Raw genomic sequence first — 19,966 nt, 5'->3', positions numbered from 1 at the left:
TTAATCACTCCCCTGAATGATTGAATCGAGTTGAAAATTTAAAAACTTTTTCAGCGCAGACGTCAATACAACGTCCACAGCTGATGCAATCTTTCGAAAGCACAAGTAGGCTATCATCTTTTTTTCCGTGTAAAGGTGAACGTAACACTTGTGCTTCCGGACAGACGTTATAGCAATCCATACAATTGTCACATTTGCTGCGATCAATGACTTTAATTCGGAGAATACTTTTGGCACCAATAATGCCGTAAGTCGCGCCGATTGGGCATAAATGTCCGCACCAACCGTGTTCGACAATCAACAAATCAAAAAGAAAAACTACCGCGATTAACCAAGCTGTCGCACCCAATCCGAATACAAAAGCGCGTCCTAATGCTGCAACAGGATTAATCCATTCCCACAGTAACATTCCGCTTACAGCACTGCCGACTAAAATCATCGTCAAAATACCATAGCGTAATCCTCTAGGGAGTTTTGCCGTTTGACGAATACCAAGTTTACGACGTAACCATGCTGCAGTATCTGTCACAATGTTTAGTGGACAAACCCAACCACAAAATACTTTACTTCCCAGTATTGCGTAGCAAAGTACAATAATTATGGCACCGATTAAGGTCAGAAGATCGGGTAAATGACCCGCAGCAAGGCTTTCAGCAGTGATTAAGGGATCACTCAAAGGAATCGTATCAAACAGTAGGCTACCACTGTAATTACCTTTTAAGATCCACACATTAAAACAAGGACCACTTAAAAACATCGCAAGAATGCCTAGTTGACTTAAACGTCGCCAAAACAAAAAGCGGTTGGCATACCACCATCCCCATTTTTGACGGGCTTCTCTCCCAGCATGTTTAGGTGCATTTGCTGCCATTATTTGGTTACCTCTAAAATTGGTGCCAAAACAGGTTCTGCGACCTCCGGTATCGTCACTGTAGCCTCTGGTGTGCGGGCAGGTAAAGAAATGATATCTTTCGGTGCAAGAGAATGCCCGGCTTTTTCTTTTTCCTCCCAACCTAAACGATAATGTTTGCCTAACATACCTTTCGCCAGATCCATTGGTAAAATCTTAATTGCCGCTTCTTCCAGCACACAGGCTTGTTCACATTTACCACAACCGGTGCAGGCATCGGAATGCACTGTCGGGATGAGTAAAGCGTGTTTATCCGACCGAGGATTGTGTTGTTTTTCCAAAGTAATTGCTTTGTCGATTAGCGGACAAACACGATAGCACACATCACAACGGAGACCTTGCCAGTTGAGACAGGTTTCATGGTCTAACAATACGGATAATCCCATACGTGATTCGTTGATATCCGTTGCATCGCGGTCTAGTGCTCCACTTGGACAAGCGTGTGCGCATGGAATATCAGGACACATTTCACAAGGTTTATCACGTGCAATGAAGTATGGTGTACCTGCTTCTACCGGCGACAGAAGCGACGCTAGATGCAACATATCATAAGGGCAAGCCTGTACGCATTGACCACAACGAATACAAGCAGCAGAAAATGCTTTTGCATCTTGCAGTGCAAACGGCGGGCGTAGCGCTACACCTTCACGGGCTAAGCTTTGATTTTGTTGTAACCCCAGCAAAATTCCTATGCCAACAAGACCACCCGCAGTACGGGTAGTCTCTTTTAGAAAGCGTCGGCGTTCAGGATTTAGTGTGGCTTTTTTCATTTTCTCTTTAAATATTGATTGCACTTTTGATAGGAAATGAATTTGTTTCATTTCCTATCCTAGTGACAAGTGCGGTTGGTTTTTATGTCGTTTTTTACACAGCCTTTTCTACTTTTACCGCACATTTTTTAAAGTCGGTTTCTTTTGAAATTGGGTCTGTTGCATCAAGTGTTAATACATTAGCAAGCTGACCTGCATCAAAGAAAGTAGTATAGACTAGGCCACGAGGCGGTTTGTTACGTCCGCGAGTATCCAGATAAGAAATCATTTCACCACGGCGGGATGAAATTTTAATTTTATCTCCGTGACGTAGTCCCCGAGCTTCTGCATCTAATGGGTTCATCCACACTAAATTATTTGGGAATGAGCGATGCAATTCTTGCACGCGGCGAGTCATGCTTCCTGTGTGCCAGTGTTCAAGAACACGACCGGTTGATAACCACAAGTCGAATTCCGCATCCGGAGATTCTGCAGGTGGTTCATAAGGTACGGCAAGGATAATCGCTTTTTTGTCCGGATAACCATAGAATGCCACACCTTCGCCTTCTTTTACGTAAGGATCGTAACCTTCACGATAACGCCATAAGGTTTCTTTTCCGTCAACGACCGGCCAACGTAACCCGCGAGCTTTGTGATACATATCGAAAGGTGCTAAATCATGCCCGTGACCTCGACCAAATTCGGCATACTCTTCAAATAGACCTTTATGCACATAATAGCCAAAGTGTTCGGATTCATCATTTAATTGACCTTCAGCCAGTTCGCTGAGTGGGAATTTATCCACTTGACCATTTTTAAATAGCACGTCATACAGTGTTTTTCCACGATATTCCGGCATTTGTGCGAGCAATTCTTCCGTCCACATTTCATCAGTTGTGAAATATTTAGCAAATTCCATTAATTGCCATAGGTCAGATTTCGCTTCTCCCGGTGCTTTTACTTGTTGACGCCAAAATTGCGTACGGCGCTCGGCATTACCATATGCCCCTTCTTTTTCTACCCACATTGCTGTTGGAAGGATTAAATCGGCGGATAGTGCGGAGACTGTTGGATAAGGATCGGAGACAATCACGAAGTTGCCTTCTTTACGCCAGCCCGGCAAGCGGTCGGCATTGATATTGGGGCCGGCTTGCATATTGTTGTTACACATCTGCCACAATACGTTCATTTTACCATCGTGCATTGCACGATCTTGTGCGATGGTATCCAAACCTACTTTGTCAGAGATGGTACCTTTCGGTAATTTCCAAATACGCTCGGCTGTTTCGCGGTGTTTCGGATTTGTCACCACTAAATCTGCCGGTAAACGATGTGGGAAAGAACCGACCTCACGAGCCGTACCACAAGCGGAAGGTTGACCGGTTAATGAGAATGGACCACAACCCGGAATAGAAATTTTGCCGGTTAATAGATGAATATTGTAAATCAAGTGGTTTGCCCATACGCCACGTGTATGTTGGTTAAAGCCCATTGTCCAGAACGACACCACTTTTTTATTTGGATCTGCGTAAAGTTTCGCTAAATTCTCAAGTTGAGCTTTGTCTACCCCTGACATTTCTGATACTTTTTCAAGGGTATATTCCGACACTAATTGCTTCAATTCTTCAAATGATGAATCGTGCATTTTACCTGCGGTTTTACGATTCGTGTCTTTCTCTAACGGATTTTCAGGACGTAAACCATAACCGATATTGGTTTCACCACGTTTAAATTTGGTGTGTTTATTCACAAAATCCCAATTGATCGCATTATTTTGAATGAGATAGTTAATGATGTAGTTCATAATCGCCAAATCGGTTTGCGGTGTAAACACTAAACCGTGATCGGCAAGCTCAAAACTGCGATGTTCAAAAGTTGAGAGAACCGCTACTTTCACATCAGGATTAGAAATGCGACGATCTGTGATACGAGACCACAAAATCGGGTGCATTTCCGCCATATTTGAACCCCAAAGGACAAATGCTTCGGCTTGCTCAATATCATCATAGCAACCCATTGGTTCATCCATACCAAAGGTACGCATAAAGGCGACCGCAGCGGATGCCATACAATGACGTGCATTCGGGTCCACATTGTTTGAACGGAAACCGGCTTTCCAAAGTTTGTTTTTCGCATAGCCTTCCCAAATGGTTGATTGACCGGAACTGAACATCCCAACCGCATTTTGCCCGTTTTGTTTAAAGGCTTCTTTAAATTTTTCAGCCATGGTTTTAAAGGCAACATTCCAAGAAACAGGTGCAAAATCCCCGTTTTTATCGAATTTGCCGTTTGTCATACGCAACATCGGCTGCGTTAAACGATCCTTACCATACATAATTTTTGGTAAGAAATAACCTTTAATACAGTTTAAACCACGGTTTACTTCGGCATCAGGATCGCCTTGGGAAGCAACAACACGTCCATCTTTAGTTCCTACCAGTACGGCACAGCCGGTACCGCAGAAACGGCATACTGCTTTATCCCATTTAATTTCGGATTCTGCCGCAACCACATTTTTGACTGGGATAGTTAATCCCGCTGCCGTTGCTGCTGCCATAGCTGCATTGGCCTTCATAAAGTCTCGACGACTTAAGCTCATCGCGTTTCCCCCACATTACACGTTGATTTTCAAAATTAAGTTTATATTTTTAAGGATGAATGTTCTGCTGCTGCGGAACAATAAATATACAAAAATAGATTATTTTTTCTGTTCATCCTGTTCGTGATAGATCAGTGATACGTTAATTACACCATCAATGTTGTTCACGCTTTCCATATTATCAAGCAGAACATGCTGATCATGAGATTGCATCACTACAACCAATTTACCCATTTTCTCATCAAATGTCGGTATTTCGGTATGCTCAATTTCCAAAAGTGCGGTCTGAATTGCCGCCATTTTTTTAGGATTGGCTTGTACTATCAAGCCGACCACATGCCAATCCTGTATATCTTTAGCTACTAAATTTTTTTTCTTCATTATGTTTTAGATGATTAATTTTTATGGCATTAACAGGGCAATTTTGTAAACAAGCACCACAGCCATTACAAGTATCTAGATTTACAAAAGGTTGCGCCACACTACCTATTTGGAAACGAAAATAAATGGAACTTACAGGACAGCTGTCTTGACATGAACGACATTCAATACTTCGTTGTGTTAAACAATTCTCACTAATTTCAATTTTATGTGACCAAGGTTGTTCATTTGATGGACGGAAAATCGGTTGTTGACAAATTTCCACGCATTTTCTACAAAAAGTACATTCACCGTTGTCAAACTGAACCTCCGGAAAACCCCCATCACCTTTCACTAAAATTTTAGTTTCGCAAACTGACAAGCAATCACCACAGCGTGTACATTGTTCAATAAATTCGTTATTGGCAACGGACCATGGAGGAAGAATTCCCTCAACGCCTTGTTTTTGTTCGTTTTCAGTGTGTAATGATGCTAAAAATTTACCTCGTAAAAACTGCCTGCGGGGTAAGTTCTTAACGCTCATTTAGTTTACCTTCGTGAATAAATCTATACCTTATCTGGATAGAGGATTATCTAATTGTGATTACAATAGATAAACTACCAAAAAGAGGTAGATTGATAAAGAGTTGAACTTTTGTTGTGTTAGATCAAGAAAAGAAGGTTAGTTGTTGATTTTTTTTAGAATCTTTTTATAAAGATGGATAGCATCCTTTTGGGGACATAATTGAAGGCGATATATTATAAAAAATACTCTTAAAGTTACTAAATAATAATAATTCTTATTGACGGTGATTGGATAACCTTTTAGAATCTTGCCGAATAATAAACCTACCCATATGGAGAAAGTCCAATGAAAAAATCCCTCACGACACTTGCATTATCTCTTTCTGCAGTGCTTTCAACTTCCGCATTTGCAGCACATGAAGTGAATGTTTACTCTTATCGTCAACCTTATCTCATTGAACCAATGCTTAAGGACTTTGAAAAAGAGACCGGCATTAAGGTGAATGTCATTTTTGCCGATAAAGGTTTAGTTGAACGGGTTAAACAAGAAGGTGAGTTAAGCCCTGCAGATGTGTTATTGACAGTGGATATTTCACGCGTGATGCAGATCGTCAATGAAGGTTTAGCACAGCCGTTTACCTCTAAGGTTTTAGATGAAAATATTCCTGCGCAATATCGTGATTCAGATGGCAAATGGTATGGTTTAACAACTCGTGCACGTGTCATTTATTCATCTAAAGACCGAGTAGGGAAATTACCTGCTGATTTTGATTATTTAGATTTAGCCAAACCGGAGTTCAAAGGTAAAGTATGCGTGCGTTCAGGTAAAAATTCCTATAACGTTTCACTTTTTGCTTCAATGATTGAACACTATGGCGAAGCAAAAACTAAGGCCTTTTTAGAGGGGTTAAAAGCGAATCTTGCACAAAAACCTCAAGGTGGTGACCGCGATCAAGTAAAAGCAATCAAAGAGGGGATTTGCGATTATTCATTAGGCAACAGTTATTACTACGGTAAAATGTTAGATGATGAAAAACAAAAAGCTTGGGCTGAATCTGCGGTGATTAACTTCCCAGCCGGCAAACACGGTACGCATGTTAATATCAGTGGTGTGGCATTGGCAAAACATTCACCGAATAAAGAAAATGCCGTAAAACTCGTGGAATATTTAAGTGGTGAAAAAGCCCAAAAACTTTATGCCCAGCTTAACCATGAGTATCCGGTAAAACCGGGTGTTGAACCTTCTGAATTAGTGAAAGGTTGGGGAACATTCACACCGGATACCTTAAAATTGGAAACTATCGCAAAAAATTATGAGAAAGCCTTGAAATTAGTTGATGAAGTGAAATTTGATGAATTTTAATTATTAGACTTTCTTTAATTAAAATAAAACGAGCTTTTTACAAAGGATAAGGTATTATCTGAAAATTTGTTAAAGCTCGTTTTAGTGTCTAAAATACTTTATTCTTAATAAAGCATACCTTTAGTACTAATTATGTTTGCTAGGCTTACTAAATCATACGGTCCGTATGGGAAAATAATTTAAATAAAAATGACCCGTAACCTATCTTGGAAACTGTTTGCGATTTTAACCGCACTTTTCATTCTGTTACCATTATTGGCGATCACTTACCATGCTCTGAATGGTGAGATGGATAATCTTATTCATCTTTGGAACACGATGCTTGGTCGCTATGTGATTAACTCCTTATTGTTAGTGATTGGTACTGTCGCACTGGCATTATTTTTTGCATTACCCTCTGCATGGTTGGTGGCGAATTTTCAGTTTTGGGGGCAACGTTCATTACAGTGGTTGCTTTGCTTACCTCTTGCTATGCCGGCTTATTTAATCGCTTATCTTTATACGGATTTACTTGATTATTCGGGGGCACTTCAGTCATTATTACGTAGTATTTTCGGCTGGCAAACGCCACGTGACTACTGGTTTCCCCAAATTAGAACGCTTTACGGTGCTTGTTTTGTTCTCGCCTTGGTACTCTATCCTTATATTTTTCTCCTTGTGCGGGTTGCATTTTTGGAACAGTCAGAAAATTTGCAACATAGTGCCAAAATGCTTGGCGCAACCCCTCTCCAAATTTTTCGTCGTGTAACTTTTCCGCTTATTCGTCCCGCTATTGCGGTAGGTATGGCATTAGTTGCAATGGAAACCTTGGGGGATTTCGGCACTGTCGCTTATTTTGCACTTCCCACATTGACCACTGCAATCTACGATTCTTGGCTGAGTTTCCACGATCTTGGCACTGCAAGCCGTATCTCGATTTTTATGCTGCTGATGATTTTTTTGTTTATCAGCCTTGAACAATATAGCCGTCGCAAGCAGAAAAGCTATCAACGTGGTTATGAAAAGAAAACGCATTTTAGAACGCTAACAGGATGGCGTTGTGGTTTGGCATTGGTATGGTGTTGGGGCCTGTTGGCAATGGCATTTTTTATTCCATTTGGGCGATTGATTTTTTGGTCGATAGATTATTTTGAGCAGTCGTGGAATTTAGATTTTGTCAAATTTGCCATGAATAGTTTGAAAGTCTCATCTCTTGCTGCTATCACGACGGTTAGTATTGCTCTTTTATTGCATTTTGCTTACAGGCTTTCCAAAGATAGTCGGTTTTTTAGTAAAATAGCCCGATTATCACTCGGTTTATCCAGTTTCGGTTATGCAATTCCGGGGACGGTGTTAGCGATTGGCTTGCTTTCACCACTGAGTTTTGCTGATCATCAGTTACATAACCTACTCAAATCTCTAGAATTAAAACCTGTCGGGCTGATTTTCTCCGGCTCGATATTTGCGTTAGTGTTGGCTTATACTATTCGTTTTTTGGCTATGGCAATCGGAAGTCTTGGTGCTTGTTTAGAAAGGGTTTCCCCTACATTGGATATGGCAAGTCAAACCATGGGGAAAAGTGGGGCAAAAATGTTTAAGCATATTCATATTCCATTGATTTCAAAGGGGATTATTACCGCAGCCTTAATGGTTTTTATTGAAAGTATGAAAGAGCTCAATGCCTCACTGTTACTGCGTCCTTTCAATTTTGATACGCTTGCAACTTACGTTTTTACTTTTACTTCGGACGAACAGCTAGAGCGGGCGGCGATGCCGGCAATTGTCTTGGTATTGGTCGGGTTAATCCCAGTGATTTGGCTCACTCGTTCGCTGATTTCTCAATCACAAAAAGAGCGTTAAATGAAATTACTTGAAGTGCAGCAACTGAGCTGCAAGTTTGGACAGAATCAGATTTTAAAATCCCTTGATCTTGACGTTGAAGAAAATGAGATTGTCTGTTTACTCGGTGCAAGCGGTTGCGGTAAGACAACCTTACTCAAAGCGATTGCAGGTTTAATTCCGAGTTCGCAAGGCTCAGTAAAACTGGCCGGGAAGGTGATAAACTCAATGCCTGTGGAACAGCGTAAAATCGGTTTGATTTTTCAAGATTATGCACTTTTTCCACATTTAACCGTTGCGGAAAATATTCAATTTGGGTTGGCTAAATTGACAAAAGATGAACAACAAATCGTTACGCAACAAATGCTGAACGTGGTGAAACTGGATGGTTTTGAACAACGTTTTCCACACGAACTATCCGGTGGGCAACAACAACGGGTTGCTATCGCCAGAGCCTTAGCTTGCAAGCCTGAATTGCTTTTGTTAGACGAGCCTTTTTCTAACATTGATAGCCAAACTCGCTATGCGATGATCCAAGAAATTAAACAAATCTTGAGAAATCAAAAAGTGCCGGCAATTTTTGTGACGCATAGTAAGGAAGAAGCTTTTGCTTTTGCGGATAAAATTGCCGTCATGGATCAAGGCAAAATTGTACAAATTGGTACGCCAACCCAGCTTTATCACAATCCAATCAATCACTTTGTCGCAGATTTTCTTGGTAGTACAAATTACCTCGATTGTGAAATTCAAGCCGATCGAAGCCTTAAAAGCCCGATTGGTACTTACCATCTTTTCCCTGAAATGGACTATGCCACCGGCCGTTATCAATGGTTACTGCGCCCCGAACAAATTTTGTTTAAACGGGATAAAGCAGGGCAGGGAACTGTGGTTGATAAACTTTTTCTAGGGCAGTACTATCGTTATCAGCTTGCAATTAATGGTATTAATCTTATTGCTTATGCAAGTACAGATTTCCCCCTAAGATCTACCGTGAGTGTCACTTTTCAATGCCGGGAATTTGTCTTTTTCCCACGCCATAATGAGGAGTTAGGGGATTAATAAAATAAAGAAATTCTTTTGCAAAGTGCGGTCGATTTTTTATTAGTTTTGAAAAAAACAGCATGAAAGATAACTGTTTCATGCTGTTTTTTTTAACTAGAAGGATTTAAGCTTTTGAGGCCGGGTAATCCCACCAAATATCAAATAATTCACTGATTTCGATTTGTTGTAAACCGTTGCTTTCAAGCCATTTTTTCACGGTTTCACGGTGGCTTTCATCACATTTGCCGATTTTTTCTAAGCATACTAAACCTTCCCAGTGTAAATAACCGCTGCCTTCATAAGCGAGTCCGTTTGGTTGGATCACTTCGCTGATAAAACGATCAACAACTTCATCCACGGTATCAATTGAAGAGCCTTCGGCAAATTGGAAATTGACCAAAAAGCCTAATTCTTGGAACTCGGCAAGATGAAGTTTTTTACGCTGGCGTTGATTGTAAGATTTAGACATTTTGAGGTTCTCCTATTTGGATTGTTATGAGGAATTAATGGGGCAGCAGAATTTTACTGATGCCTTTATAAAATCAAAAATTATTTCTTCGTAAAGAACAAATCCCAGACACCATGACCGAGCCGTTGTCCACGCGCTTCAAATTTTGTTAATGGACGAAAACTCGGGCGGGGAATATAGTCCCCCTGTGCTGATGTGTTGGCTAAATGGGTATTGGCACTAAGAACTTCCAGCATTTGTTCGGCATAGTTTTCCCAGTCCGTTGCCATGTGGATAAAGCCCTTTTCACCCAGTTTTTTAACCACTTGATCGACAAAGTGCGGCTGAACAATACGGCGTTTGTGATGTTTTGCTTTATGCCAAGGATCGGGGAAAAACAGCTGTAATCCACCCAATGTATTATCCGCAATACTATCACGTAAAATTTCAGTGGCATCGTGGCAGATCACACGAAGATTTTTCACGCCTTTTTCTACGGCATAGGCAATACAGGCACCGACACCCGGGGTATGCACTTCAATACCGAGATAATTTTTATCAGGATTGGCATACGCCATATCCACAAGGGATTTTCCCATACCGAAACCGATTTCCAAAATCACCGGATGGGTATTACCATAAATGCTGACAAAATCAAAAGGGGCGGTTTGATAATCTAAGCCGAGTTCTCCCCAATGCTCGTTCATCATATTTTTTTGAAATTCACTTAAACGCCCGGTGCGTAGCACAAAACTGCGTACTTTACGTTTATAACGACCATCTTCGGTAAATTCAGCCGTTTCTACGGTTTTACGTTTTTGATCGGCAAAGGTAGGTTTCATAACTTTTAGATTGCAAAATGAATGTGTAAAATTGCCGGCGATTATACACGAAATCATTTCGTTTTCCCGTATAATACGCCAAATTTTTTCCTGAAGGTGATTATGAAAATTGTCCGTGTCGCACTTCCTGTGCCGCTTCCCCGTTTGTTTGATTATCTGGTTTCTGATGATGTGTCATTGGTTGTGGGCGCGCGCGTACTTGTTCCTTTCGGCGCACAGAAAAAAGTGGCGATTGTGGTGGAATTGCCGGAAACCACAGAGATACCGAAGGATAAATTAAAGGAAATTGTATCACCTTTAGATTCGACATCTTTATTTTCGTCTGTGACTTGGGAATGGTTGTGGTGGGCGGCGAATTATTATCAAGCCCCATTGGGAGAAGTGCTATTTCAAGCCTTGCCGGTGAAATTGCGTCATGGGGAAAGTGCGGTGAAAAATGACCGCACTTTTTGGCGTATCACCGATGAAGGAAAAAATGCACTGTGGAATGATGAATTAAAGCGTTCGAAAAAACAGGCGGAAGCCTTGCGATGTTTGTCTGAAAAGGATTTGGAAAAAGGCGAGGGGGATTTTAGCGCTTCTGTTTGGTCGGCATTAAAAACCAAACATTTTGTGCAAGAAATCCAAATTCAAAAAGAGCCGATAAATTGGCAAACGGTTTTGGGTGATAAGCCCTTAGTGAATATTGATAATCGTCTGACGTTAAACAAACAGCAGGCTTTAGCCTTTAGTCAATTGATGTTTCAACGTGAATTTAATGTGTGGTTGCTTGATGGGGTAACTGGCTCTGGCAAAACAGAAATTTATTTGCAGTATATTGAAGAAATCTTGAAATCGGGCAGGCAGGTGTTGGTATTAGTGCCGGAAATTGGGCTGACCCCGCAAACTGTTCAGCGTTTTAAGGCTCGATTTAATGTGGAAATTGATGTTCTCCATTCTCACTTAAATGATACCCAACGGCTCAATGTGTGGTTTCGAGCTAAAACCGGGCAAAGTGCGGTGGTGATAGGGACGCGATCCGCATTATTTACCCAATTTGCAAATTGGGGTGCGATTATTTTGGATGAGGAACATGACGCCTCTTTCAAACAACAGGACGGCTGGCGTTATCATACTCGGGACTTGGCGATTGTGTTGGCTCAAAAGCTGAATATTCCAATGTTAATGGGATCGGCGACGCCAAGTTTAGAAAGCATTAATAATGTCCAAAATGGTAAATATAAGCATCTGATTTTGTCAAAAAGAGCCGGCAATGCGACCGCACTTCGCCAGTTTGTGATTGATTTAAAAAATCAGCTTGTGCAACAGGGGCTATCCCAAGCGTTGTTGGCTCGAATGAAAAATCATCTTGAAAAAGGCAACCAGGTTTTATTATTTCTCAACCGCCGTGGATTTGCCCCGGTGTTGCTTTGCCACGAATGTGGTTGGATTGCCCAATGTCCCCATTGTGAAAAACCTTATACCTATCACCAACATCAACGTGTGTTGCGTTGTCATCATTGTGGTTCACAGAAAGCGATTCCGCGTCAATGCGGTGATTGTGGTTCAACCCATTTAGTCACCACAGGGCTTGGCACAGAACAGTTGGAAGAAACCTTGAAAGCACAATTCCCCACTTATTCGGTTGCACGTATAGACCGAGACAGCACATCTAGAAAAGGGTCTTTGGAAGGCTATTTAGAGGCGATTCAACAAGGGAAAAGCCAAATTTTAATCGGCACGCAGATGTTGGCAAAAGGACATCATTTTCCTAATGTCACGTTGGTTGCCTTGGTAAATGTGGATAGTGCGTTGTTTTCCTTGGATTTTCGCGCAGAAGAACGATTGGCTCAACTTTATGTTCAAGTGGCAGGTCGTTCCGGCCGTGCAGAAAAACAGGGGGAAGTAGTGCTACAAACCCATTATCCGGATCATCCATTACTCACCACATTATTAGCGAAAGGCTATCAGGCATTTGCGGAAGAAACGTTGCGTTTACGTCATGGGATGGGATTGCCACCTTTTAGCTTTCAAGCCTTGTTTAAAGCGCAGGCCCGCTATTCTGAGCAGGCTGAGGAATGTTTAATTCGGATCGCAGATTTTTTTCATTCAAAGCAAATTGAAGGGTTACAAATTTTAGGGCCGTTGCCTGCACCCTTTAGCAAAAAAGCGGGGCAATACCGTTGGCAATTGCTTTTACAGCACCCCTCTCGTAGAGAATTACAAACAGCATTACGTGATTACCAGCAGGCAAATTTGGAAAAAAATAGCCAAGTGCGGTTGATTTTAGATGTGGATCCTCAGGATTTAAGCTAGAAAATCACGATATTTTTCAGTAAACTTGGAAAGTTTTATAAAATTTTTAGAAATCATTTAAAGTTTAGGGTTTTATTGTGGCACATCGAGATTTTGCCGCTCGTCGCGGTTCAAATAAGAAAAAAAAGACAACAAATAAAAATGTATTGATTGGTATTGCTTTAACAGTATTGATTGGTTTTGGTATCGGGCTTTATTTTTTAAAGAGCAAAACACCTGAGCCGGTTTCACCTGTGGTAAGCCAGCCTGAAAAAACACAGCCGAAGAGTGTATTACCCAATCGACCGGAGGAAGTGTGGAGTTACATTAAGGCGCTGGAAACCCGCACTGTGCCGGTCGATGATAAACCCTCCAGTGTAGAAAAAAATATGCGTTTAACGGAAGAACAGCGTCAAGTTCTCGTTCAAATGGAAAAAGAACAGAAAGCGGCAGAAGACGCGCGCAAATTGGCGGAAAAGCGTAAAGCGGAAGAGGCTGAAAAAGTGACACAACAAGCGGTGACAGTGAAGACTGAGGCGCCGAAACAGGAAGTGAAGAAGCAGCCGGAAACCGTGAAGAAAGTGGAACCGGTGAAAAAGCCGGAGCCGGTGAAAGTTGAGACAGCAAAAAAAGTTGAAACGAAAACAGAAGAGACCAAACCGGCAAATACTGCTACAGCCGCCACAACCGGTGGTAAACGTTTTGGTTTACAATGTGGCGCTTTTAAAAATCGAGCTCAAGCAGAAAACTTACAAGGTCGTTTAGTCATGTCCGGTATTAATGCGCAGGTGATGGTGAATGGCGAGTGGAATCGTGTTCGAGTAGGGCCATTCAACAGCCGTGATGCCGCAGTGCAAGCACAAGATAAAGCAAAATCTGTGACAGGTTGTGTGATTATCGGTATGTAGGAGCGATGATAATGTTGTTGGCAATATCAGTAAAAAATAAAACGTCAACAGACTAATGACAAAGGAAAAGTGCGGTGAAAAATGACCGCACTTTTTTATTTTTTAACTTGCTAAAAAATGAAAAATCTCTAAAATGAACGTTCGTTCATTCGGCGGGTTTACCTGAGCCCCTTTTTTACTTTCAAACCTAAGACTTTTTATGCGGCACTCTTCTAAAACAGATCTTGCCGAGCAAATTTTTATGGCGGTAGATTGCTTAATGGCAAAGGAAGGTTTAAATCAACTTTCGATGCATAAATTGGCAAAAGAAGCCAAAGTAGCAGCTGGAACGATTTATCTTTATTTTAAAAATAAGGATGAATTGTTAGAACAATTTGCCCGGCGTGTGTTTGCTATGTTTATGGCAGCACTGGAGAAGGATTTTGATGAATCAGAATCCTTTTTTCAACAATATCGACGAATGTGGTGGAACATTTGGCAGTTTTTGCAAGACAACCCCACGATTTTATCAAACTTGAATCAGTATCAGTCTTTACCTAACTTTGCTGAACTTTGTCGGGAAATTGATAATAGTCGTTGGGATCATTTTTGCCTTCAAGCAAAGGCGGCAAATGAATTAGCAGATTTACCGGATGAGGTTCTTTTTCAGTTAAGCTTAAAAACAGCAATGACGATGGCATCGGATATTAAGTTTTTCAGTGTAGAACTTACCAGTGAAATTTTAGAATCTGTAGTTGAACGCTCTTGGCGGGCAATTCAGAAATAATCGTTATTTTTATCTTTTATCGGAGCTTTTATAAAATGAGTCAAACTCAAACCAATCGACCAAAACGCTCGCATGTTTTCTATATGAAAATCATTTTAGTAGTGTTTGTCTTAATTTTTGCCGGTGTTATCGGTTTTAATGTGTTACGAGGCATTATGATCGGTAAGGCTATCGCAAATATGCCGGAGTCTTCAAGCCCTGTTACAGCATTGGAAGTCAAGGCAAAAGAATGGACCCCGGTGATTAATACCACGGGGCTTGTGCGACCAAATCAAGGAGCGATGTTAAGCGCACAGAATGCGGGAACGGTTTCCAATGTATTTGTTCAAAATGGACAAATTGTAAAAAAAGGTGATCTTTTAGTTGAACTTGATAGTTCTGTTGAACGGGCAAGTCTTAAAGCCTCTCAAGCGCAACTTCCTGCATTACGTCAAACCTATCAGCGCTATGCAAATTTATTAGCAAGCAATGCGGTTTCCCGTCAAGAGGTGGATAATGCGAAGTCCGCCTATGATGCACAAGTGGCGAACATTGAATCTTTAAAAGCCGCTATTGAACGTCGTCAGATTGTTGCGCCTTTTGATGGTAAAGCCGGTATTGTAAAGGTTAATGTCGGTCAATATGTGAATGTGGGGACGGAAATTGTTCGTGTAGAAGATACCAGTTCAATGAAAATTGATTTTTCGATTTCACAAAACGAATTAGATAAATTGCACCTCAATCAACGTGTTACTGCAACAACCGATGCCCGCCAAGGGGAGACCTTTTCCGCACGTATTACGGCAATTGAACCGGCAATTAATTCGTCAACAGGTTTAGTGGATATTCAAGCGACTTTCGAGCCTGAAGATGGACGTAAATTACTTTCCGGTATGTTCTCACGTTTACGCATTGCATTACCGACAGAAACTAATCAAATTGTCGTACCACAAGTGGCGGTGAGCTATAACATGTACGGTGAGATTTCTTATTTGTTAGAGCCTTTATCTGAAGAAGATAAAGCGAAATTTGCCGATAATCCAAAATTAGATTCACTCTATCGTGCAAAACAGATCACGGTATTTACCAAAGATCGCCAAGGGATTTATTCTCAATTACAAGGCGATGAAGTGAAAGTGGGTGATAAAATTATTACCGGCGGTCAGCAAGGTATTGGTAATGGCAGCCTTGTTGAATGGATTAAAAAAGATATCGTTGGTGGAACCGAACCTGCGAAGAAAACCAATCTCTAATAGGCTAGGAAATACGAATGAAATTTACTGATATATTTATTCGTCGCCCTGTTTTAGCGGTTTCGATCAGTTTGCTTATCATTATTTTAGGTTTGCAGGCGATTTCGAAATTGGCAGTGCGTGAATATCCTAAAATGACAACAACGGTGATTACCGTGACCACCGCTTATCCTGGGGCGGATGCGAATTTGATTCAGGCATTTGTTACCTCTAAATTGGAAGAGTCCATCGCACAGGCGGATAATATTGACTATATGTCTTCGTCAAGTGCTCCTAGCTCTTCAAGCATTACCGTAAAAATGAAACTAAATACGGATCCGGCAGGGGCCTTGGCGGATGTGTTGGCAAAAGTGAATGCCGTGCGTTCGGAATTGCCTAGAGGTATTGAAGATCCTACGGTGGCCTCCTCATCAGGGGGAACGGGGATTATGTATATTAGTTTCCGTTCTAATAAGTTGGATTCCAGCCAAGTGACGGACTATATCAACCGTGTGGTCAAGCCCCAGTTCTTTACCATTGAAGGGGTAGCGGAAGTCCAAATCTTCGGTGCGGCGGAATATGCGATGCGTATTTGGTTAGATCCGCAAAAAATGGCGGCTCAAAATCTTTCCGCTTCGCAAGTGATGTCTGCACTTTCTGCCAATAACATTCAAACAGCGGCAGGGAGTGATAACGGTTATTACGTGAGCTATCGTAATAAAGTTGAAACCACTACGAAATCGGTAGAACAGCTAAGTAATTTGATTGTTACCTCTAACGGTGATGATTTAGTGCGTTTGCGTGATATTGCTACCGTTGAATTGAATAAAGAAAGTGATAATTCACGAGCGACTGCAAATGGTGGGGAGTCTGTGGTATTAGGGATTAATCCGACCTCTTCTGCCAATCCATTGACGGTGGCTGAAAAAATTCGTCCGCTTTATGCGAGCATTCAAAAACAGCTTCCGGACAGTATGGAGTCGGATATTCTTTATGACCGTACGATTGCCATTAACAGCTCAATTAATGAGGTAATCAAAACGATTGTGGAGGCGACGGTTATCGTATTAGTGGTGATCCTGATGTTTATCGGTTCACTGCGTGCCATTATCATTCCTGTACTCACTATTCCGATTTCATTGATCGGGGTGCTAATGATGTTACAAAGTTTAGATTTCTCGATTAACTTGATGACATTATTGGCATTGATCCTTGCCATCGGTTTGGTGGTGGACGATGCGATTGTGGTATTGGAGAACGTTGACCGACATATTAAAGAAGGGGAAACCCCGTTCCGAGCTGCGATTATCGGTACCCGTGAAATTGCATTACCGGTAATTTCTATGACGATTTCTTTGATTGCGGTTTACTCGCCAATGGCATTGATGGGCGGCATCACAGGCACACTCTTTAAAGAGTTTGCCCTCACCCTTGCCGGTTCGGTATTTATTTCCGGGATTGTGGCATTAACGCTTTCACCAATGATGACCAGTAAATTGCTGAAATCCAATGCCGAACCAACTTGGATGGAACGTAAAGTAGAACACACACTTTCTAAAATGAATAATGTGTATAACTACATGTTGGATATTGTGATGCAAAATCGCAAATCCATGGTGGTGTTTGCCGTGGCGATTTTTGCCACGTTACCGTTCCTGTTTAACTCACTTTCAAGTGAATTAACGCCGAATGAGGATAAAGGTGCATTTATTGCAATCGGTTCTGCTCCTTCTAATGTGAACGTGGATTATATCCAAGATGCCATGACCCCTTATATGAAAACCGTTATGGATACCCCGGAAGTGTGGTTTGGTATGAGTATTGCCGGTGCGCCAAGCACTAACCAATCCCTCAACATTGTGACATTGAAGGACTGGAAAGAGCGTTCACGCAAACAACCGGAAATCATGAACGAATTGAATGCCAAGGCAAAAGTGATTCCGGAAGTGTCGGTATCTGCCTTTAACTTCCCTGAAATTGATACAGGGGAGCAGGGACCACCGGTTGCCATCGTGTTAAAAACGGCACAAGATTATAATGCGTTGGCAAATACCGCTGAGAAGTTTTTAGAGGCAATGCGGGCATCGGGCAAGTTTGTTTATACCAATCTTGATTTAAAATACGATACCGCACAAATGACGATTTCTGTGGATAAAGAAAAAGCCGGCACCTATGGCATTACGATGCAGCAAATTAGTAATACTTTAGGAAGCTTCCTTTCCGGAGCCACCATCACCCGAGTGGATATTGACGGACGGGCCTATAAAGTGATTTCACAAGTAAAACGTGATGATCGCCTCTCGCCGGAAAGTTTCAAAAATTACTATCTCACTGCAAGTAATGGGGAATCTGTACCATTAAGTAGCTTGATCAGTATGAAGTTGGAAACCCAACCCACTTCATTACCACGTTTTAGCCAGTTAAATGCAGCCACGATTCAAGCTGTACCTATGCCGGGAACCTCCACAGGAGATGCAGTGGCATGGTTACAACAACACGCTGATACCACCTTACCGCAGGGCTATACTTACGATTTCCGTTCGGAATCCCGTCAGTTAGTACAAGAGGGGAATGCGTTGGCGGTGACCTTTGCATTAGCGGTGGTTATCATCTTCTTAGTGTTGGCGATTCAGTTTGAATCGATACGCGATCCAATGGTGATTATGATTTCTGTCCCTCTGGCAGTGAGTGGTGCATTATTAACGCTGAATTTCTTGTCATTCTTCGGTATTTCAGGCACAACCTTAAATATTTACTCACAAGTGGGATTAATCACCTTGGTGGGCTTGATTACCAAACACGGTATTTTGATGTGTGAAGTGGCGAAAGAAGAGCAATTATTGCACGGCAAAAACCGCATTGATGCGATTACAGCTGCGGCTAAAGTGCGTTTGCGTCCAATTTTGATGACAACTGCTGCGATGGTGGCAGGGTTGATTCCATTGCTTTATGCAACGGGGGCTGGTGCGGTATCACGCTTTAGTATCGGTATCGTTATCGTGGCCGGTTTGTCTATCGGTACCATCTTTACCTTGTTTGTACTTCCGGTAGTTTATAGTTATGTGGCAACCGAACATAAACCATTACCGGTATTTGAAGAAAACGAAGGCAAAGCCGCACATTAATAAAATACTGTAAAATTCAACCGCACTTTTGGAAACGAAAGTGCGGTTTTGTTTTTTTGTTCTCTTGTAGGGACACACTGCGTGTGTCCGAAATAAAATCAAATTATTTCAATACGTTACAAACGGACACACGCAGTGTGTCCCTACGTTCTGTTAACATTTCTGTTTTTGTGCGTTTGCTACATAATACCGAATGTTTTTTATTTTTTTGATGCTTCGTAAAGTTTTATCGCCTCAGGAAGTAAACGGCGTAAGTTTTCTTGGCGATCTTCATCTGTTGGATGGGTAGAGGCTAGGGCATCTAAGGCGCCTTTTGAACCACCGGACGCTTTTTTCATTTTATCCCATAAACCGGGAGCGAATTGCGGATTAAAGCCTGATTTTGCCATAAGCAATAAGCCGACTTCATCGGCCTCAGTTTCCGCACTACGGGAGTAAGGTTTATCTAAGGCAAAATCCTTCGTTAAGCCAATTGCAATGCCACTAAGATCTGATCCTACCACGGTAGAAAGTGCAATATGACCTAATTGTGCGGCAATGCCTGTCGCCATTCCAAAATTCGCTTTCGCTTTACCATGCTCTTTTAGGGCGTGTGCCATTTCGTGTCCCATTACGGTGGCAATTTCATCATCATTGAGTTTTAATGAGTCCACTAAACCCGTATAAAATGCCATTTTCCCGCCCGGCATTGCCCAAGCATTTAATTCTTTAGACTTGATAACAGTGATTTGCCAGTTAAAAGGTTGACCGGTTTGGTTTTCTTTGTTGGCGTAAGGGACCATTTTGTTGAAAATTCGATGAATACGTTTTGCCGTTTGAGAGGTGGTATCCACAGCCCCTTGTGTGCGAATTCTACCCATTTCTTGAGCATAGCTGGATGCCGCTTGTTGATTGATAGAGGCTGAATCTGCACAAGCATTTAGCACAAAAGCCGCCACGGAGGCAAAAGCAAAGGATTTGATGTATTTTTTCATTTGAGATTCCTATTGTGAGTATAACGGTAGAGACAGTGAAATTATAAGGAAAG

At 41.7% G+C, this 19,966-nt stretch carries 16 protein-coding genes; 8 read left to right on the top strand and 8 right to left on the bottom strand.

Annotation, left to right across the window (positions count from 1 at the left end):
* Positions 1-4: 4 nt before the first annotated feature.
* The 5 genes from napH to napF all read right to left on the bottom strand — a co-directional run bounded on the left by napH (position 5) and on the right by napF (position 5,162).
* The gene (gene napH, locus BKG94_RS02710) at positions 5-871 is read right to left on the bottom strand and encodes a quinol dehydrogenase ferredoxin subunit NapH (protein ID WP_077433943.1); all 867 of its coding nucleotides are present in this window, start codon (positions 869-871) and stop codon (positions 5-7) included.
* Positions 871-1,680 (bottom strand): ferredoxin-type protein NapG, encoded by an 810-nt coding sequence (napG, locus tag BKG94_RS02705; protein ID WP_077434116.1) that lies wholly within the window; start codon positions 1,678-1,680, stop codon positions 871-873. Before napG ends, napH begins: the two co-directional genes overlap by 1 nt.
* 94 nt (positions 1,681-1,774) lie before the next feature.
* The gene (gene napA / locus BKG94_RS02700) at positions 1,775-4,258 is read right to left on the bottom strand and encodes a nitrate reductase catalytic subunit NapA (RefSeq protein ID WP_077433941.1); all 2,484 of its coding nucleotides are present in this window, start codon (positions 4,256-4,258) and stop codon (positions 1,775-1,777) included.
* Between the two features lie 99 nt (positions 4,259-4,357).
* A complete protein-coding gene (locus tag BKG94_RS02695; protein ID WP_077433939.1) occupies positions 4,358-4,639 on the bottom strand; it encodes a chaperone NapD in 282 nt (93 codons plus the stop codon).
* Entirely contained in the window at positions 4,614-5,162 is a 549-nt protein-coding gene (napF, locus tag BKG94_RS02690) for a ferredoxin-type protein NapF (RefSeq protein WP_077433937.1), read from the bottom strand. Before napF ends, BKG94_RS02695 begins: the two co-directional genes overlap by 26 nt.
* A gap of 327 nt (positions 5,163-5,489) precedes the next feature.
* On the opposite strand from napF, the gene BKG94_RS02685 reads away from it, so the two are divergent.
* The 3 genes from BKG94_RS02685 (at position 5,490) to BKG94_RS02675 (ending at position 9,383) form a co-directional block, all read left to right on the top strand.
* On the top strand, positions 5,490-6,506 hold the full coding sequence (locus BKG94_RS02685; protein ID WP_077433935.1) for a Fe(3+) ABC transporter substrate-binding protein: 1,017 nt from the start codon (positions 5,490-5,492) through the stop codon (positions 6,504-6,506).
* A gap of 189 nt (positions 6,507-6,695) precedes the next feature.
* On the top strand, positions 6,696-8,345 hold the full coding sequence (locus BKG94_RS02680; protein WP_077433933.1) for an ABC transporter permease: 1,650 nt from the start codon (positions 6,696-6,698) through the stop codon (positions 8,343-8,345).
* A complete protein-coding gene (locus tag BKG94_RS02675) occupies positions 8,346-9,383 on the top strand; it encodes an ABC transporter ATP-binding protein (RefSeq protein WP_077433931.1) in 1,038 nt (345 codons plus the stop codon).
* Between the two features lie 106 nt (positions 9,384-9,489).
* On the opposite strand, the gene BKG94_RS02670 is transcribed toward BKG94_RS02675, so the two are convergent.
* Entirely contained in the window at positions 9,490-9,834 is a 345-nt protein-coding gene (locus BKG94_RS02670; RefSeq protein ID WP_077433929.1) for a YggL family protein, read from the bottom strand.
* A gap of 80 nt (positions 9,835-9,914) precedes the next feature.
* On the bottom strand, positions 9,915-10,655 hold the full coding sequence (trmB, locus tag BKG94_RS02665; protein WP_077434114.1) for a tRNA (guanosine(46)-N7)-methyltransferase TrmB: 741 nt from the start codon (positions 10,653-10,655) through the stop codon (positions 9,915-9,917).
* Between the two features lie 102 nt (positions 10,656-10,757).
* Here trmB and priA point away from each other — a divergent pair, with 102 nt between their 5' ends.
* The 5 genes from priA (at position 10,758) to acrB (ending at position 18,939) form a co-directional block, all read left to right on the top strand.
* Positions 10,758-12,950: a primosomal protein N' gene (gene priA, locus BKG94_RS02660; protein ID WP_077433927.1), complete on the top strand. Its 2,193-nt coding sequence runs from the start codon at positions 10,758-10,760 to the stop codon at positions 12,948-12,950.
* Between the two features lie 77 nt (positions 12,951-13,027).
* Positions 13,028-13,837 (top strand): cell division protein FtsN, encoded by an 810-nt coding sequence (gene ftsN, locus BKG94_RS02655; protein ID WP_077433925.1) that lies wholly within the window; start codon positions 13,028-13,030, stop codon positions 13,835-13,837.
* Between the two features lie 199 nt (positions 13,838-14,036).
* Positions 14,037-14,603 (top strand): efflux transporter AcrAB transcriptional repressor AcrR, encoded by a 567-nt coding sequence (gene acrR / locus BKG94_RS02650; protein WP_077433923.1) that lies wholly within the window; start codon positions 14,037-14,039, stop codon positions 14,601-14,603.
* A 35-nt stretch (positions 14,604-14,638) separates the two neighbouring features.
* The gene (acrA, locus tag BKG94_RS02645; protein WP_077433921.1) at positions 14,639-15,835 is read left to right on the top strand and encodes a multidrug efflux RND transporter periplasmic adaptor subunit AcrA; all 1,197 of its coding nucleotides are present in this window, start codon (positions 14,639-14,641) and stop codon (positions 15,833-15,835) included.
* A 17-nt stretch (positions 15,836-15,852) separates the two neighbouring features.
* Positions 15,853-18,939: a multidrug efflux RND transporter permease subunit AcrB gene (acrB, locus tag BKG94_RS02640; protein WP_077433919.1), complete on the top strand. Its 3,087-nt coding sequence runs from the start codon at positions 15,853-15,855 to the stop codon at positions 18,937-18,939.
* A 200-nt stretch (positions 18,940-19,139) separates the two neighbouring features.
* On the opposite strand, the gene BKG94_RS02635 is transcribed toward acrB, so the two are convergent.
* Positions 19,140-19,913 (bottom strand): M48 family metallopeptidase, encoded by a 774-nt coding sequence (locus tag BKG94_RS02635; protein ID WP_077433917.1) that lies wholly within the window; start codon positions 19,911-19,913, stop codon positions 19,140-19,142.
* Between the last annotated feature and the right edge of the window lie 53 nt (positions 19,914-19,966).

Origin of the sequence: Rodentibacter ratti, from assembly GCF_002000485.1 — a bacterium.
GTDB classification, from domain to species: domain Bacteria; phylum Pseudomonadota; class Gammaproteobacteria; order Enterobacterales; family Pasteurellaceae; genus Rodentibacter; species Rodentibacter ratti.
The sequence above is the reverse complement of the archived record's forward strand: the minus strand, read 5'-3'. Positions and strand labels throughout refer to the sequence as shown.